Origin of the sequence: Frigidibacter sp. RF13, assembly GCF_026626305.1 — a bacterium.
Classification (GTDB): domain Bacteria; phylum Pseudomonadota; class Alphaproteobacteria; order Rhodobacterales; family Rhodobacteraceae; genus TMP-24.
Genome location: NZ_JAPNUE010000001.1, coordinates 1,016,909 through 1,032,083 on the forward strand (window position 1 = coordinate 1,016,909; position 15,175 = coordinate 1,032,083).

Annotated in this window: 17 protein-coding genes; 8 read left to right on the forward strand and 9 right to left on the reverse strand. The window is 65.4% G+C overall.

Annotation, left to right across the window (positions count from 1 at the left end; translation table 11 throughout):
• Positions 1-12: 12 nt before the first annotated feature.
• The 4 genes from OU426_RS04970 to OU426_RS04985 form a co-directional block, all read right to left on the reverse strand.
• On the reverse strand, positions 13-222 hold the full coding sequence (locus tag OU426_RS04970) for a hypothetical protein (RefSeq protein WP_267632747.1): 210 nt from the start codon (positions 220-222) through the stop codon (positions 13-15).
• Positions 223-395: 173 nt separating this feature from the next.
• Complete coding sequence (gene ccrA, locus OU426_RS04975) at positions 396-1,688, reverse strand: crotonyl-CoA carboxylase/reductase (RefSeq protein ID WP_267632748.1); 1,293 nt, start codon at positions 1,686-1,688, stop codon at positions 396-398.
• Between the two features lie 91 nt (positions 1,689-1,779).
• Entirely contained in the window at positions 1,780-3,210 is a 1,431-nt protein-coding gene (locus OU426_RS04980; RefSeq protein ID WP_267632749.1) for a 1-acyl-sn-glycerol-3-phosphate acyltransferase, read from the reverse strand.
• A 6-nt stretch (positions 3,211-3,216) separates the two neighbouring features.
• A complete protein-coding gene (locus OU426_RS04985; RefSeq protein WP_267632750.1) occupies positions 3,217-3,642 on the reverse strand; it encodes a hypothetical protein in 426 nt (141 codons plus the stop codon).
• A gap of 146 nt (positions 3,643-3,788) precedes the next feature.
• Between OU426_RS04985 and OU426_RS04990 the strand changes: the two genes are divergently transcribed.
• The 4 genes from OU426_RS04990 to deoD all read left to right on the forward strand — a co-directional run bounded on the left by OU426_RS04990 (position 3,789) and on the right by deoD (position 7,607).
• Complete coding sequence (locus OU426_RS04990) at positions 3,789-5,756, forward strand: ethylmalonyl-CoA mutase (RefSeq protein WP_267632751.1); 1,968 nt, start codon at positions 3,789-3,791, stop codon at positions 5,754-5,756.
• A 7-nt stretch (positions 5,757-5,763) separates the two neighbouring features.
• Positions 5,764-6,252: a hypothetical protein gene (locus tag OU426_RS04995; protein ID WP_267632752.1), complete on the forward strand. Its 489-nt coding sequence runs from the start codon at positions 5,764-5,766 to the stop codon at positions 6,250-6,252.
• A 140-nt stretch (positions 6,253-6,392) separates the two neighbouring features.
• Positions 6,393-6,836: a hypothetical protein gene (locus OU426_RS05000; RefSeq protein WP_267632753.1), complete on the forward strand. Its 444-nt coding sequence runs from the start codon at positions 6,393-6,395 to the stop codon at positions 6,834-6,836.
• Between the two features lie 66 nt (positions 6,837-6,902).
• Positions 6,903-7,607 (forward strand): purine-nucleoside phosphorylase, encoded by a 705-nt coding sequence (gene deoD / locus OU426_RS05005; RefSeq protein ID WP_267632754.1) that lies wholly within the window; start codon positions 6,903-6,905, stop codon positions 7,605-7,607.
• A 33-nt stretch (positions 7,608-7,640) separates the two neighbouring features.
• Here the strand turns inward: deoD and OU426_RS05010 are convergent, their stop codons facing one another.
• The gene (locus OU426_RS05010; RefSeq protein ID WP_267632755.1) at positions 7,641-8,567 is read right to left on the reverse strand and encodes a LysR substrate-binding domain-containing protein; all 927 of its coding nucleotides are present in this window, start codon (positions 8,565-8,567) and stop codon (positions 7,641-7,643) included.
• 96 nt (positions 8,568-8,663) lie between these two features.
• Here OU426_RS05010 and glyA point away from each other — a divergent pair, with 96 nt between their 5' ends.
• On the forward strand, positions 8,664-9,995 hold the full coding sequence (gene glyA, locus OU426_RS05015; protein WP_267632756.1) for a serine hydroxymethyltransferase: 1,332 nt from the start codon (positions 8,664-8,666) through the stop codon (positions 9,993-9,995).
• 52 nt (positions 9,996-10,047) lie between these two features.
• Positions 10,048-11,022 carry an aldo/keto reductase gene (locus OU426_RS05020; RefSeq protein WP_267632757.1) on the forward strand — a complete coding sequence of 325 codons (975 nt, stop codon included), beginning with the start codon at positions 10,048-10,050 and terminating at the stop codon, positions 11,020-11,022.
• Between the two features lie 3 nt (positions 11,023-11,025).
• Here OU426_RS05020 and OU426_RS05025 read toward each other — a convergent pair whose 3' ends face one another.
• The 4 genes from OU426_RS05025 to OU426_RS05040 are packed head-to-tail and all read right to left on the reverse strand — an operon-like array spanning position 11,026 to position 13,606.
• Positions 11,026-11,892 carry an urea carboxylase-associated family protein gene (locus OU426_RS05025; RefSeq protein ID WP_267632758.1) on the reverse strand — a complete coding sequence of 289 codons (867 nt, stop codon included), beginning with the start codon at positions 11,890-11,892 and terminating at the stop codon, positions 11,026-11,028.
• 49 nt (positions 11,893-11,941) lie between these two features.
• Positions 11,942-12,139 carry a hypothetical protein gene (locus OU426_RS05030; protein ID WP_267632759.1) on the reverse strand — a complete coding sequence of 66 codons (198 nt, stop codon included), beginning with the start codon at positions 12,137-12,139 and terminating at the stop codon, positions 11,942-11,944.
• A 30-nt stretch (positions 12,140-12,169) separates the two neighbouring features.
• Positions 12,170-12,409, reverse strand: coding sequence for a hypothetical protein (locus OU426_RS05035; protein ID WP_267632760.1), 240 nt, complete (start codon positions 12,407-12,409; stop codon positions 12,170-12,172).
• Between the two features lie 42 nt (positions 12,410-12,451).
• Complete coding sequence (locus OU426_RS05040; RefSeq protein WP_267632761.1) at positions 12,452-13,606, reverse strand: WD40/YVTN/BNR-like repeat-containing protein; 1,155 nt, start codon at positions 13,604-13,606, stop codon at positions 12,452-12,454.
• A gap of 147 nt (positions 13,607-13,753) precedes the next feature.
• On the opposite strand from OU426_RS05040, the gene OU426_RS05045 reads away from it, so the two are divergent.
• Both OU426_RS05045 and OU426_RS05050 read left to right on the forward strand, forming a co-directional pair.
• The gene (locus tag OU426_RS05045; protein ID WP_267632762.1) at positions 13,754-14,593 is read left to right on the forward strand and encodes a PhzF family phenazine biosynthesis protein; all 840 of its coding nucleotides are present in this window, start codon (positions 13,754-13,756) and stop codon (positions 14,591-14,593) included.
• Positions 14,594-14,633: 40 nt separating this feature from the next.
• Positions 14,634-15,167, forward strand: coding sequence for a hypothetical protein (locus OU426_RS05050; protein WP_267632763.1), 534 nt, complete (start codon positions 14,634-14,636; stop codon positions 15,165-15,167).
• The last annotated feature ends 8 nt before the right edge of the window (positions 15,168-15,175 follow it).

The window sequence follows — 15,175 nt, forward strand, 5'->3', positions numbered from 1 at the left end:
TTATGCCAGACCTCAGCCGCCGTTCCCCGACCGGCGCGCCACCGGCACCGCCCCGCAGGACGACGCGGGAAAGGCCACCGATGCCCCGCCTTTCGCGCGCGTCACCTCGGCGGCGGCAACCTCGATTGTCCTATCTACCTGAGCGGCCAGTTCCGGCAGGCCGTTCAGGGTAGAAAAGGTCTTCAGGTCTCCTAGTACGTCGAAAATCCACTGATAGGTCATGTCTGCCTCGCGACTGAGCCCCCCTTTCAACCTATACGGGAAGAACCCTTGCGCGATGGCAAATTTGCGAAAAGCCTGTTGCCCGATGCGGGCCGGTCGGCAGCGGACGGCCCGCGCCCTCCCCGAGCGCGGGCCTGACCGGGCGGACCCGGCGGAGCCTGCCCGGCCTTTGTTCAGCCGTTGCGGCCCGCTTCGAGCGCATCCTCGAAAGTGCGGAGCCCGGTGCGCGGTGCCTGCACGAGAACCGCCATGTTGCCGGGCTTGTGCTGGTTCTTGCGCATGAGCGTATGGGCGCGCGGGATCTCGGCCCAGGGAAAGACCTCGGACATGCAGGGATCAAGGCGGCGCTCGACCATCAGCTTGTTCGCCGCCGCTGCCTGCTTCAGATGGGCGAAATGGCTACCCTGCAGGCGCTTCTGGTGCATCCACATGTAACGGACGTCGAAGGTGCAGTTGAAGCCGGAGGTGCCGGCGCAGATCACCACCATGCCGCCCTTCTTGCAGACCAGCGACGAGACCGGGAAAGTTGCCTCGCCCGGATGTTCGAAGACCATATCGACATTCACGCCCTTGCCGGTGATGTCCCAGATCGCCTTGCCGAACTTGCGCGCCTCTTTCAGCCAGACGTTATATTCCTCGCTGTTGACCTTCGGCAGTTGCCCCCAGCATTTGAAATCGTTGCGGTTGATCACGCCCTTGGCGCCGAGGCCCATGACGAAGTCGCGCTTGGATTCATCCGAAATGACGCCGATCGCATTGGCGCCGGCCGTGTTGATGAGCTGGATCGCATAGGAGCCCAAGCCCCCCGAGGCGCCCCAGACCAGAACGTTCTGGCCGGGCTTCAGGTCGTGCGGATGATGGCCGAAGAGCATCCGGTAGGCGGTGGCGAGCGTCAGCGTGTAGCAGGCGCTTTCCTCCCATGTCAGGTGCTTGGGGCGCGGCATCAGCTGCTGCGACTGCACGCGGGTGAACTGGCTGAAGGACCCGTCCGGCGTCTCGTAACCCCAGATGCGCTGGGTGGGCGAGAACATCGGGTCGCCGCCGTTGCATTCCTCGTCATCGCCGTCGTCCTGGTTGCAGTGGATGACGACCTCGTCACCCACTTTCCAGCGCTTGACCTTGTCGCCGACCGCCCAGACGATGCCCGAGGCGTCGGAACCGGCGACATGATAGGGCTGCTTGTGGCCGTCGAACGGGCTGACCGGCACACCAAGCGCCGCCCAGACGCCGTTGTAGTTCACGCCTGCAGCCATCACGAGGACGAGCACCTCGTTTGAATCGAGCTTCCAGGTGTCGACGACCTCGATCTGCATGGCGCTTTCGGGTTCGCCGTGCCGATCCTGTCGGATCGCCCAAGCATACATCTTGGCGGGCACATGGCCGAGGGGCGGCATCTCGCCGATCTCATAAAGGTCTTTCGCGGGGGCCTCGTAGGGCGCGATCCCGGGTTTGGTATCGAGGGCCATGTCCATCTCCTGCCATGCCGCAGCGCAGAATCATTGCGGGTTTCAGACAGGAAATACAAATGGCCACGCAACAATGCAATAGCGCGGGTCGCTACTTTGTAATTTTATGTCCCTTACGTTTCGACTTTTCCGGCTTTTCCACCGGATCTGCGCCGATGGTTTCTGCAGCTGCATCGAAAAGCTGCAGGATCGAGGCGGCGTAGAAATCGAGAATCGGTCGGCTCGCCGGGTTCAGCACCAGTCGCTCGCCCTGCCGCTCCATCATATGGCGCATGAGGAAGATGCTGATCGTCCGGTCGACGGCAGCCGTCACACCGCCCGCGGGCAGCACCAGTTCGGCGCCCGCCGCCGCAAGCCGGTCGGCCAGTGCGGCGGACCGGGTGATCAGGCCGACGCGGTCGGTTTCCTCCGCCGCGCCCCAGGCGGCGGAGACCAGCGGCACCGCCAGCACCGGGATATTGCGGGTGATCTCGGCCATCAATGCCTGGGCCAGTGCCTCGGTCGGATCGCCCTTTTCCTGCCGCTCGAATGTCGAAAGCGATATCGGCGTGCCATAGCGCACCACAGCATCGCCAAACCCCCGGAAGCGGCCCAGAAGCGCGCGCCAGAGATGGCGGGCGATGAAGGCGAGGATGCCGGTGATCCGGGCGCGGAAGCGCCGCGTGCCCTCGGCATGGGCGGCGATCAGCACGCGGTCCTCGACGATCCGGTCATAGTTCAGCGCGACCGGCACGAAGATCACATCGCGGCCCGGGGCACGCGGTGCGCCGGTGATATAGCTGAGGATACCGAGTTTCGGCGCCATGGTCCGCCCGGTCAAGGACAGGCCGCCCTCGGGAAAGATCGCCTGGGTCACGCCTTCCGCCGTTGCCATCTGCACATAGCGCGACAGGACGCGACGGTAGAGTTGCCGGTCCGACCGGCGGCGGATGAAATAGGCGCCCATTGTCTTGATGAGCCAGGAAAGCGGCCAGATCCGCGCCCATTCGCCCACGGCGTATGACAGGGCAGAACGCTCTGCCGCGAGATAGGTCACCAGCACGTAATCCATGTTCGAGCGGTGGTTCATCACGAAGACCACGGTCGCGCCGGGGTCGATCTGGCCAAGTTTCCGGTCGTCGAGATGGACCGTGTAGATCAGCCGCGCGAACCAACGTGCCAGCCGGATGCCGTAGGTGAAATAGAAGCGCGCCGAGAAGGAGGGCACGATCTCGCGCGCGTAGCGCCGGGCGCGTTCCATCACCACGGTTTCGGGCTCGCCGGTCGCGCGTGCCTCTTCGCTGATCGCCTCGTAGACCTTCGGATCATGGGCGAGGCGGATGATCATGTCCTGCCGTTCCATCAGCTTGAAGGGCTGGATCGGCCGGTCGAGGCGAGCGTTCAGCCGCGCCACCAGCCCCTCCATCCGGCGGCGGAAGAACCAGCGGACCGAAGGGAAAAGGAAATGCGAGGAAAAGGCCACCGTCGCGAAGGCGATGATCAGAAGGAAGAGCCAGAGCGGCAGTTCGACGGTGCGGAACATCTGGGGTTAAAGGAAGGTCAGGACGGCGGAAAGCACGATCAGCAGGAAGAGCCCGATCCCCGCAAGGCCGAGGAGCGGCGCGCGCGCCGCTGCCGCAACATCGCCCGCCCGGGCCTTCGCGCCGTTCTTCACCGAAAAGATCACAAGGCCGGTGAAGAGGGCGACGAGTACCATCTTGACCCAGAACCAACCCCTCAGCCCGTCAAGCCCGTAATGCCCCCAGACCAGCAAAAGCCCCGTTGCGATCAGGATGCCCAGCGCCGTGCGGCCCATGAGGGAAAGCTTGATGCCAACGAGCGCCAGATGCGGCCGCGCCTCAGGGGGCGCCAGGCTCGCCACCGCGCCGACGACGGGAATGCCGAAGGTGGCCGAACCGCCGAGCCCGATCGCCGCCAGATGCAGCCAGAGCGCTATCGTCAGGAGATGATCCATGTGCCTGCCTCCGTTGCGGCACAGTTCCAGATTCCCCGACACTTGAAAAGCCACCCCCGATGCCGCAATGCAGCGAATTGACAGGGTCATGATCTGTCGTCTATCTCTGCACCTGCGAAATTTTGTTGCCCGAAGGACCAATTCCGATGCGCGCGGTTCAGAAAGACAAGCCCTGGCTCTTCCGCACCTACGCGGGCCATTCGACGGCGGAAAAGTCGAATGCGCTCTACCGCGCGAACCTTGCCAAGGGCCAGACCGGCCTTTCCGTCGCCTTCGACCTGCCCACCCAGACCGGCTATGACAGCGACCATGAACTGGCACGCGGCGAGGTTGGCAAGGTCGGCGTGCCCGTCTGCCATCTTGGTGACATGCGCGCCCTCTTCCACGATATTCCGCTGGAAGAGATGAACACGTCTATGACGATCAATGCGACCGCGCCCTGGCTGCTGGCGCTCTATATCGCCGTGGCCGAGGAACAGGGGGCCGATGTTCGAAATCTGCAAGGAACTGTGCAGAATGACATCATCAAAGAGTACTTAAGTCGCGGAACCTATATTTGTCCGCCGAAGCCAAGTCTCAGGATGATCACCGATGTGGCCGCCTTCACGGCGGATAACCTTCCGAAATGGAACCCGATGAATGTCTGTTCCTACCACCTGCAGGAGGCGGGCGCGACGCCGGAACAGGAACTGGCCTTCGCGCTCGCGACCGGCATCGCGGTTTTGGACGATCTGAAAGGGAAGGTGGCGGCCAAGGACTTTCCGGCGATGGTCGGACGAATTTCCTTCTTCGTGAACGCAGGCATCCGCTTCGTGACCGAGCTTTGCAAGATGCGGGCCTTCACCGAACTGTGGGACGATATCTGCCGTGACCGCTACGGGATCACGGAGGAAAAATACCGCCGCTTCCGCTACGGAGTGCAGGTGAACAGCCTTGGCCTGACCGAACAGCAGCCGGAAAACAACGTCTACCGAATCCTTCTGGAAATGCTGGCGGTGACCTTGTCGAAGACTGCCCGCGCCCGCGCGGTGCAGCTGCCCGCCTGGAACGAGGCGCTGGGCCTGCCGCGCCCCTGGGACCAGCAATGGTCGCTCCGCATGCAGCAGATCCTCGCCTATGAGACCGACCTCCTGGAATATGGCGATCTTTTCGACGGCAGCCCGGTGATCGCGGCAAAGGTGGAAGAGCTGAAAGACGGCGCGCGCGAGGAGTTGAAAACGCTGGACGCGATGGGCGGCGCGATTGCCGCCATCGAATACATGAAGGGCCGGCTGGTCGAAAGCAACGCCGCACGTATCGGCCGCATAGAAACGAACGAAACGACCGTGGTCGGCGTCAACCGCTGGCAACAGGGCGAGGCCTCGCCCTTGACGGCAGGCGACGGGTCGATCCTGACCGTCGATCCGGCGGTCGAGCAAGACCAGATCAAACGCCTGATCGACTGGCGCAGCGGGCGCGACGCCCAGGCTGTCGCCGCCGCGCTGGCTGCTTTGCGAGAGGCCGCGACATCGGGCGCGAATATCATGCCTGCCTCGGTCGCCGCCGCCAAAGCGGGCGTTACGACCGGCGAATGGGCGGGCGTCATGCGCCAGGTCCATGGTGAATATCGCGGCCCGACGGGCGTGTCGAAAAATCCCTCGAACCGGACCGAGGGCCTTGATGACTTGCGCGAGGCCGTCAATGTCGCCTCGGGCCGTCTGGGTCGGCGGCTGTCGTTCCTGGTCGGCAAACCCGGCCTCGACGGCCATTCGAACGGCGCCGAACAGATCGCGGCGCGGGCGCGGGATTGCGGCATGGCGATCCGCTATGAGGGCATCCGCCTGACGCCCGCCGAGATCGTCAGCGCGGCGGCGGAAGAACAGGCGCATGTCGTCGGCCTCTCGATTCTGTCAGGCAGCCATCTGCCGCTGATCGAAGAGGTGATGGCGCGGATGCGCGCGGCAGGGCTTACCCATGTACCGGTCGTGGTCGGCGGCATCATCCCCGACGAGGATGCCGAGCAGCTGCGCGCCATGGGCGTCGCCCGGGTCTATACGCCCAAGGATTTCGAGCTGAACCGGATCATGATGGACATCGTCACCCTCGCTGCGCCAGAAACTCTGGCCGCAGAATGAGGTCCCAGTGCGAGTCGAACCCCGCATCTTTCCCGACTATGCCGCCAGCCTGAAGGTCGCCTTCGAGGAGGAGATCAGCGGCGAAACCTTCTTTGCCGCGATGGCGGAGGCTTTCGACGGAATCCCCGCGGACGCGCTGAACCTCATGGCGCAGATGGAGGCCGAAACCGTCCGGCTGCTCGAACCGGTGGTCGAGCATGCCGGGATCAGCATAGCCGATCGCACCGCCCTGCGTGCCGAAGGCCGCTCCGAAGGGCTGGAAACCGCCGGGCAGGGCTGGCCCGAGATCGTCCGGGCCATGGACGAGGAGTATGGCGCCTATGTCGAAGAGTTCGAATGGATGTTCGGCCAGGCCCCAGAAAAGGGCCGTACGCGCCTGCAATTCCTTGTTGATCACGAGGTCGCCATCCTCGGCTTCGCCCGTGCCTGGCGGGCGGGCGATCCCGACTGCCTCGCGCCGCTCCACCGCTATCTCGCGCGCGCCGCGGCAGTCTGACCCCGCGCGTGGTCCGGAAATCCTGACCTTTCCCTGCGCCGCACTTGGGCTATTGCTCGAACCGGGAAGCCTCGGAAACCCCGGGGCGTGCCCCGTGCGCCGGAGGCCCTTCGGCGAAACCCAACCCGAAGGACATAGTCATGATCCGCATCCTTCCCGCCCTTGCCCTGACGTTCGCCGCCGGGGCTGCCGCCGCCATCGACATTCCCGCCGCGACTGCGGCGCTGATCGAGCACAACCGCACGCAATGCGCTTCGAATGGCGGCCAGCTCTCGGTCGGGCCGGACGCGGTACTGCAAGCGGACATGAACGGCGACGGTGTCGAGGATACGATCTTCGACGGCTCACAGGTCAGCTGCACGAAGGATCCACAACCCACCTGTTCGGAGCTCGGTTGCGATCTCAATGTGATCGTGGGAACAGATCAGCATAATTTCATCGTTCTCGGTTGGTCGGTCGAGCGCGCGGGCGACCGCGTCGTCCTGCGCACGAAACAGTCGGGCTTCCTTCTGAACAAGTCAGAAGACCCGATCTACGACCTTTATTTCGACAATCAGAGCCAGAGCTGGCAGGTCGTCAAATAACCGCCGCCCCTTGTATCCAACCGCCGCTTTCGGCAGTCTGTCCTGATCTTTTCAGACAGGTGAGACATGACCTTCCATATCGGTGCCAAGGCGGGTGAAATCGCCGAAACCGTCCTCATGCCGGGCGACCCCTACCGCGCGAAATGGGCGGCGGAGAAATTCCTCGACGGTGCGGTCTGCATCAATCAGGTGCGCGGCATGCTGGGGTTCACCGGCACCTGGAAGGGCAACCGGGTCACGATCCAGGGCTCGGGCATGGGCATGCCGTCGCTATCGATCTACGCAAACGAGCTGATCCGCGACTATGGCGCAAAGACCCTGATCCGGATCGGATCGGCGGGTGCAATGCAGCATCATGTCAAGGTGCGCGACGTGGTGATCGCGATGACTTGCTCAGCGATTTCAACACCTTCTCGTGGGTTCTTCAAAGAAATGCAGTTCGCGCCGTCAGCCGATTACGGCCTTCTGGAACAGGCCGTCGCGGTGGCCCGCGCGAAGGGCACGCCCACCCATGTCGGCGGCATCTATTCCTCGGACGTCTTCTATGACGAGCGCCCCGACCTGACCGAGATGCTGGGTCGCCACGGCACGCTCTGCGTCGAGATGGAGGCGGCAGAGCTTTACACCGTCGCCGCCCGCCATGGTGCGCGGGCGCTGGCGATTCTCACGATCTCCGACCACCTGCTGACGCACGAGGCGCTGCCAGCCGAGGATCGCGAAAGGTCGTTCGGCGATATGGTGGAAATCGCGCTCGGCGCGGCTTTCGCCTGACGGTCGGGTTTGAAGGATTTTCGCGAAAATCCTTCAAATACCGCGCGGCGCCTCCGGGGAAAAATCTTGCGAAGATTTTTCCCCGGCCCCACCCGTTTCGACGATCCAGCGGGCGACCCGCCCCGCCGCACTTCCTGGCAGCGGGCGCCTGAGCGACCAGAGCGTCAAAGGCCGGTCAAGCGGCGCGCGCCCTGCGAAGGGCGCGACCAGCGTCCCCCTTTCCAGATGGCGCGCGACGAGGGGCCCGTGCCCGATCAGCACGCCCGCCCCGTTCACCGCCTCTTCCACCGCAAGCGCATAAAGCGAAAAGACCGGTCCGCGCGGCGTCAGGCCGGGCAACCCGGCCGCTTCCAGCCAGAGCGGCCAGTCGCCCGCCCAGGCGCTGTCGGTCAGGCAAGGCACATCCGCCAGGTCCGACGGCGCGTGCAGGCGCGCCGCGAGCGCGGGCGCGCAGACCGGGAAAATCTCGTCTTCGGCCACCACCTGCCCCTCCCCACTCGGCCGGAAGAACAGCGCCAGATCGAAGGGCGCACGCTTCAGGTCGGGCGGTGCCTCAAGCGCGGTGATCGATACCGTGATCTCTGGCGCCGTAGCGCGCAGCGCGGGCAGGCGGGGAGAGAGCCAGAGCTGTGCGATGGCAGGCAGGGCGGCGATATGAACGGTTCGGGGCGCGGCTTCGGCCCTAAGCCGCTGCACCGCCAGCCCCAGCCGGTCGAAGGCTTCGATGAAGTCCGGTAGCAGCCGCTGACCGAGCGGCGTCAGACGCACGCCCTTGGCGTGGCGTTCGAAGAGCGCGGCACCCAGCGCTTCTTCCAGTTGCTTGACATGGGCGGCGACCGCGCCCGGGGTCACGCCAAGCTCCACACCCGCCGCAGCAAAGCCGCCCAGCCGCGCGGCGGCCTCGAAAGCCCGCAAGGCGTTCAGCGGCAGACCCTTCAGGGGTGGTGGGGAAACCGGCATCCGAGACTCAATTTTTCTACGCCTAAAATTCTACAAATCTGCTTTGCGGACGCAACCCCCAACGCTGCATGATCTGGGCAAGCCAAGGAGGATCACATGCTCGCTACCGCCCCCCATCTCGTCCGCCGCCCCTGGGTGCCCGAGGCCTGCGAGGCGCTGATCCAGCGCCAGGCCGCCGCGACAGCCGCCGCTTCGACCGAGGTTGCCGCGCGGCTCGACCGGCTCGCCGCACGGAACGTCGAGATCCATGACCGCGACTGTTTCAACCTCAACCCTGCGACCAATGTGATGAACCCCGCCGCCGAAGCCTTGCTCGCGCGCGGTCTCGGGTCGCGCCCCTCGCTCGGCTATCCCGGTGACAAGTATGAAATGGGGCTGGAAGCGATCGAGGAAATCGAGGTGATTGCCGCGGAACTGGCCGCCGAGGTCTTTGGCGCCACCTATGCCGAGGTGCGGGTCTTTTCCGGCGCGATGGCCAATCTTTACGGTTTCATGGCGCTGACCAGGCCCGGCGACGCGATCATCGCGCCGCCCGCGACCATCGGCGGTCATGTCACCCATCATGGCGCGGGCTGCGCGGGGCTCTACGGCCTCATTACCCATGCCGCACCTGTCAATGCTGATGCCTACACCGTCGACCTTGATGGGTTGCGTGATCTGGCACAGAGGGTCCGGCCGAAACTGATCACGCTCGGCGGCTCGTTGAACCTCTTCCCCCATCCGGTGCGTGAGGTGCGGGCGATTGCCGACGAGGTCGGCGCGAAGGTCTTGTTCGACGCCGCTCATCAATGCGGGATCATTGCGGGCGGCCAGTGGGCAAACCCTCTGTCCGAAGGCGCGCATCTGATGACCATGTCGACCTACAAGAGCCTCGGCGGCCCCGCGGGCGGGCTGATCGTGACGAACGAGGCCGAGATTGCCGAACGGCTCGACCACATCGCCTTCCCCGGCATGACCGCGAACTTCGACGCAGGGCGGGTGGCAGCGCTGGCCATGTCGTTGCTGGACTGGCGCGATCATGGGAACGCCTATGGGGCCGAAATGATTGCGCTTTCGCGTGCTTTGGCGCGGGCACTGGCTGACGAGGGCCTACCGGTCTTTGCCGCCGCGCAGGGCTATACCAATTCCCATCAGTTCGCGATCGAGGCGGCGGCCTTCGGCGGCGGGCAGACGGCGTCGAAGACGCTGCGCAAGGCGGGTTTTCTGGCCTGCGGCATCGGTCTGCCTATCGCCGATGTGGCGGGGGATATGAACGGGCTGCGCATCGGAACGCCGGAACTGGTGCGGCGCGGCGTGAAAGTCTCGGACGCTCCGCGCATGGCGGCGCTGATTGCCGAGGCACTGCGCAGCAACGATCCGGCAGCACTTGCGCCCCGGGTGGCGGACTGGCGCCGGAACTTTTCGGGCCTGCACTACATTCGGGCTTGAACGATCCGATTCGCGGGGGTTTGATGGCGTCCCCTCCGCAAAAGGTCCTGACATGCGCACCCTCTCCCTCGGCCGCACCGGCCCCGACATATCGGCCCTTGGTTTCGGCGCCATGTCCTTCGGCGGCATCTTCGGCCCGACGACCGAGGCCGAAAGCCTCGCCTGCCTCGATGCAATGTATGAGGCGGGCATCACCTTCATCGACACGGCCAATATCTACGGAATGGGCATCAGCGAAACTGTGGTCGGCACATGGCTTGCCAGCCGCAAGCCGAAGGTCGTTCTGGCCACGAAAGCCAGCTTCGTTGCCGGCCCGCCGCGCCGGGTCGACAATTCGGCGGAACATCTGCGGAGCGAACTGGAAGCATCGCTAAAGCGGCTGGGGCGCGAACAGGTTGACCTCTTCTACATTCACCGGCGCGAACATGCTCGCCCACTTGAGGAGGTCATCGGCACGCTTCACGATCTTGAACGCGAAGGCAAGATCGGCGGATATGGCATGTCCGAAATCGCGCCCGAGACCCTGCGCGAGGCACATGCGATCCATCCCTGCCGGGCGGTCCAGAACGAATATTCGCTCTGGTCCCGCCAGCCCGAACTGGGCCTCATTCAGGAATGCGGGCGGCTTGGGGTGACGTTCGTTGCCTTCTCGCCGCTTGCACGCGGGATGCTCGGCCAAAGGCCCCTGCCCTTTGCCAGTGTAAGCGACGGTTTCCGCAGCCAGAATCCGCGTTTCACTCAGCCCTATTTCGATCGGAATCAGGCGCGGATCGAACCGTTCCGCGCCTTTTGCGCGGCGCGAGGCTGGTCGGTTCCCGCCACCGCGCTTGCCTGGGTCATGGCGGCTGGTCCCCATGTCGTGCCGATCCCCGGCACGCGCTCGGCCGAGCGGTTGAAGGAGTGGTTGCCGCTGCCGGACCTGACAGAAGAGGATCGCGCCGAGATCGAGCGTATCCTGCCCGCCGGTTTCGCTGCGGGCGACCGCTATGGCGACGGCCAGCTTCTGTCGATCGAGCGCTACTGCTGAGGATCAGAGCCCATGGCTGCGGTCATAGCCGTTCAGCGGCGGCGGTTGCCAGCCCGCAAGCGCCGCCGGATCTGGCCGCAGTATTTCGACCAGCAACGGGTGGCAGGCGGCTGTGTCCGAGGAATGCTCGGCCGAACAGTCGCCGCCCGGGCAGGCAGACAGGCCGCCGAGGAGGTCGATCTCGGCAAAGAATTCCAGATAATCGCCGGGCCGGACGGGGGAGGCCTTCATGAAATACTGCCCGCTGTCGCGGGTGAAGCCGGTGCACATGAAGACGTTCAGCACGTCATGCACATGCTGTTCCGCCTCGTGCGGCGACAGGCCGGTCTCGGCGGCAAGGGCGCGTGTCAGGTTTGAATGGCAGCAATGGTGGTACTGGCCGCCATGGCTGAGGAGGTTGTGGGTATAGGGGTCGCAGCGCGTGCCGATCACGTCATGCACCGAGCCGCCGAACCCGTCGAACCCGTACCAGTCGAGCGTGTCATGGGTGATGGTCGCCATCGGGCGCAAGGCCGGGAAGGATGACCACATCCGGTCGCCGGTCGACAGATGCGTGCCATGCAGCGCCCGCGTCTTGCCCGAATAGAACCGCTCGCCCAGATCGGCTGCATTCCACAGGTTCAGATCGCCGACCTGCGGCCCTTCGACCGAGTGGATGCGGAAGAAATGGCCCGCGGGCACCCGGAAACAGCGCGCCTCGCGCGGTGGCACCAGAACCTCGCCAACCCGCTCAAGCGACCGGCGCGCAGCTTGATAAAGGGGCAGTGGCGCGGGCGGCAGCCCCTCGACCGGATAGCAGATCACGGGCGCCACCGACTTGCGCGCCGAATGGTCGGCGGGGGCCTTGGTCTCGGGCGTCTGAAGCTTCATGTCGGTCCTCCGCTCGCCGGGCCATCCTTGCCGGGGCGGGCCGATGCGGTCAACCGCGTAGCGCCGGATTGAGACAGTCGCTTGGCTCGCCCTGACAGGTCGCTCCGCACGCCGCGCAACGATAACGATCCGGTCCGACGGCAAGATCAAGGCGCCAGCGGCAGGCGCGCGTCAGGGTTTTGCCCCGGCGCGACAGCCAGAGATAGAGCAGGACCGAGACCAGAAGGAGCAACAGGAGGAGCGGCATGGCTGATCCCTACCGCTGCCGTCAGCAGCGTCAAGGTCCACGCCGCCAGCCGCGCCGCCGCCAGGCACGCACATCAAGCCAGACGACACCGACCCCGAGTGGGATCATCCAGAAGCCGAGGACGGGCAGGAAACCAAAGATTCCGCCAATGATGAGGAGAAGGCCGAGGATCGCCCGCGCGCCCGGCGGGACGCGGCGGTTGATCCGCACCAGCAACCGCCGGACGCGGCCACGGATTGCCTGAAGAGTTTCGGGGCTGACGAACGGCATGATCGCTGACAGATGGAGGCTCGGGCTGGTCGCTGCAAGTCCCTAACCCCTTTCCAGCACCTCGACCGCAAGGATCGTCGGCAGATGCCGCGCCACTTCCCGCCAGCTGTCGCCCTCGTCGAGGCTGGCGAAGACCGAGCCGGAGTTGGTGCCGAAATAGATGCCGGCCGGGTCGTGCGTATCGCCCGCCATCGCCTGCCTGAGGACGGTGAAGAAGCAATTCTGCTGCGGCAGCCCCCTGCGCATCGCCTGCCAGCTTTGGCCCGCGTCGCGCGACCGCCAGACGGCGGCCGAGGCGCCGGGCGGGAAGCGGCCCTGGCTGTCGCCGTTCAGGGGCAGTGTCCAGATCGTACCGGGATCGCGCGGATGGACGCGGATTGGGAAGCCGAAGGTCGAGGGCAGACCCTCGGTGATATCCTCCCAGCTGCGCCCGCCATCGGGGCTGCGCCAGACGCCATGGTGGTTCTGCTGATATATCACGTCGCCCCCGCCCGGTGCCTGCATCATGTTGTGGACGCAGTGCCCGACCTCGCCATCGCGCGGTGCGGCCGGGTGATGGTGGTGGCCGCAGGCCTCGGCATTCGACAGGCGGTTGCGGCGCTCCCATGTCTTGCCGCCATCTTCGCTCGCAAAGACCCCGGCGGCGGAAATGCCGACCCAGAGCTTCTTCGGATCAGAAGGATGGGAAAGGATCGTATGCAGCACCAACCCCGCCGCCCCGCCGTTCCAGTCCGCGCGCGATGGGTGATCGGTCAAGCCATCCACCTTTGTCCAATTCATACCGCCATCGCGGCTTTCCAGCAGGTTCGCGGGCTTCGTCCCGGCCAGAAGCGCGCCATGGGCAAGCCCGAGCGACCAGACCTGCGCGAAATCCTTGCCGAACGGCATGGCCTCTTCGGTCCAGCCGATCATTGCCGCAAAGTCGGGATCATTCGCCGCCCAGTCATCCATCTGGCCGCTGGTCAGCCTGCTGAGCTTCCAGCTTTCTCCGCCATCCTCCGACCGCCAGACACCGGCGCCATGCCAGTCGCCGCCACCGCCCGCCCAGATCGTGCCAGTGGCAGGATCGCCCACCGCATGATTGATCGGCCAGCCATCGCAATGGGGCCCTGAGACCGACCATCCATCCTTTCCGAGGTTTCTGATGAGAAACAGCCCCTTGGTCGTCCCGACCAGAAGCGTCACGGCGCGGTCCATCGGCCCCTCCCAGGCATGATGACATGGGCCGAGCCTATCATGCGGACGCGGGCGCACCTAGCGTCCGTGATTGTTCCCGTCACAAGATTGCATTGGCGCGCCCCGACAGCCTGCGGCTAGTCTTTTCCGACCAGAGGAGAGACCAACATGATCGTCGAACGGATCGCGGCCTTCACCGCCGAAGGCCGGGGCGGCAATCCGGCGGGGGTCGTCATCGCGGACGAGATGCCCGAGGCGGTGGCGATGCAGGCCACGGCCCGCGCCGTCGGCTATGCCGAGACCGCCTTCGTCGCGCCCCAACCCGGGGGTGGCTGGCGGGTGCGCTATTTCGCCCCCGAGGCCGAAGTGGACTTTTGCGGCCATGCCACGATCGCGCTCGGCGCGGCACTCGGGCGCCGGAACGGGCCCGGAAATTACGCTTTGAGGCTGAACGCTGCCGATATCTCCGTCGAGACGGATGGCCGGGGCACGGCCACCCTGACCTCTCCACCTTCGCGCTCGACCCCGCTCGACGTGGGGTTGCGTGCGCAGCTGTTGCGGCACTTCGGCCTCAGTGAGGCTGATCTCGATCCGCGGTTGCCGCCGCGCCTTGGCGACGCCGGAAACCTCCATCCGATCCTATTCCTGAAGCAGCGCGCGCGCCTCGCCGCCATGGCCTATCCGTTCGACGCGGTGAAAGCGTTGATGGAGGCAGAGCGGCTGACCACGATCTGCCTCGTCGTGGCCGAAAACCCTGCGCTTTTCCACGTCCGCAATGCCTTTGCCATCGGCGGCCTCGTCGAAGACCCGGCGACCGGCGCGGCGGCGGCGGCGCTTGCCGGGGCTCTTGTCGATCTTGGCTGGCCGGGCATGCCCGGCGGTCGCTTCACCATCCGTCAGGGCGAGGATATGGGCGTGCCGTGTGAAATCCTCGTGCAGGGCCCGCCCGAACCCGGCGGTCGCGTGCGCCTGACCGGGGCCACACGCATCCTGCCCGATCCGGCTTGAAGCCTGTCGCGCCGCCGCTAGTCTGACGGCCGGAGGCCTCATGTCCGCACGTTCCATCATCGACCTCAGCGTCGCACGTACCGAGGCCCTGTTCGAGAGCCTCGATCCTTCGCCCTTTCACGAACGCGACCTCGATCCAAAGGCGCTTGCCTATATCGTCGGCTGGGCACGAGAGGCTGCATCGGACGCGACCTTCCTGCTGCGCATCCACATGCCCGCACCGGAGGCCGCCCGCGCCGATGCCGGGGAAATCGGCCGGGCGATCCGCCAGAATTTCACCGACTGGACGACCTCGGCCGAACGCGACAGGCGCGAACAGTTCCGGCTGGGCCGCATTTATCTTGTGGTCGGGCTCACCATGCTCACGCTCTGCCTTCTGGCCCGCCGCGCCCTGCCCGGCATTCTCGGCGATAGCCCCCTCACCCAGCTGCTAGGCGAAGGGCTCGCCATTCTTGGCTGGGTGTCGAACTGGCGCCCGATCGAAACCTTCCTCTACGACTGGTGGCCGCTTTACCGGACCGCACGGCTCTATCGCCGTCTTGCATTGTCTGAAATTCAGATCATCAGCCACTGACCCCCGGC

Bases quoted from the DNA above. Each gene is read 5' to 3' on its own strand.
- ccrA (WP_267632748.1), bottom strand. From the start codon at position 1,688: ATGGCCCTCGATACCAAACCCGGGATCGCGCCCTACGAGGCCCCCGCG.
- OU426_RS05010 (WP_267632755.1), bottom strand. From the start codon at position 8,567: ATGCCGGTTTCCCCACCACCCCTGAAGGGTCTGCCGCTGAACGCCTTG.
- deoD (WP_267632754.1), top strand. From the start codon at position 6,903: ATGACCTTCCATATCGGTGCCAAGGCGGGTGAAATCGCCGAAACCGTC.
- OU426_RS05025 (WP_267632758.1), bottom strand. From the start codon at position 11,892: ATGAAGCTTCAGACGCCCGAGACCAAGGCCCCCGCCGACCATTCGGCG.
- glyA (WP_267632756.1), top strand. From the start codon at position 8,664: ATGCTCGCTACCGCCCCCCATCTCGTCCGCCGCCCCTGGGTGCCCGAG.
- OU426_RS05050 (WP_267632763.1), top strand. From the start codon at position 14,634: ATGTCCGCACGTTCCATCATCGACCTCAGCGTCGCACGTACCGAGGCC.
- OU426_RS05040 (WP_267632761.1), bottom strand. From the start codon at position 13,606: ATGGACCGCGCCGTGACGCTTCTGGTCGGGACGACCAAGGGGCTGTTT.
- OU426_RS04985 (WP_267632750.1), bottom strand. From the start codon at position 3,642: ATGGATCATCTCCTGACGATAGCGCTCTGGCTGCATCTGGCGGCGATC.
- OU426_RS04970 (WP_267632747.1), bottom strand. From the start codon at position 222: ATGACCTATCAGTGGATTTTCGACGTACTAGGAGACCTGAAGACCTTT.
- OU426_RS05000 (WP_267632753.1), top strand. From the start codon at position 6,393: ATGATCCGCATCCTTCCCGCCCTTGCCCTGACGTTCGCCGCCGGGGCT.
- OU426_RS05030 (WP_267632759.1), bottom strand. From the start codon at position 12,139: ATGCCGCTCCTCCTGTTGCTCCTTCTGGTCTCGGTCCTGCTCTATCTC.
- OU426_RS04980 (WP_267632749.1), bottom strand. From the start codon at position 3,210: ATGTTCCGCACCGTCGAACTGCCGCTCTGGCTCTTCCTTCTGATCATC.
- OU426_RS05045 (WP_267632762.1), top strand. From the start codon at position 13,754: ATGATCGTCGAACGGATCGCGGCCTTCACCGCCGAAGGCCGGGGCGGC.
- OU426_RS05035 (WP_267632760.1), bottom strand. From the start codon at position 12,409: ATGCCGTTCGTCAGCCCCGAAACTCTTCAGGCAATCCGTGGCCGCGTC.
- OU426_RS05020 (WP_267632757.1), top strand. From the start codon at position 10,048: ATGCGCACCCTCTCCCTCGGCCGCACCGGCCCCGACATATCGGCCCTT.
- OU426_RS04990 (WP_267632751.1), top strand. From the start codon at position 3,789: ATGCGCGCGGTTCAGAAAGACAAGCCCTGGCTCTTCCGCACCTACGCG.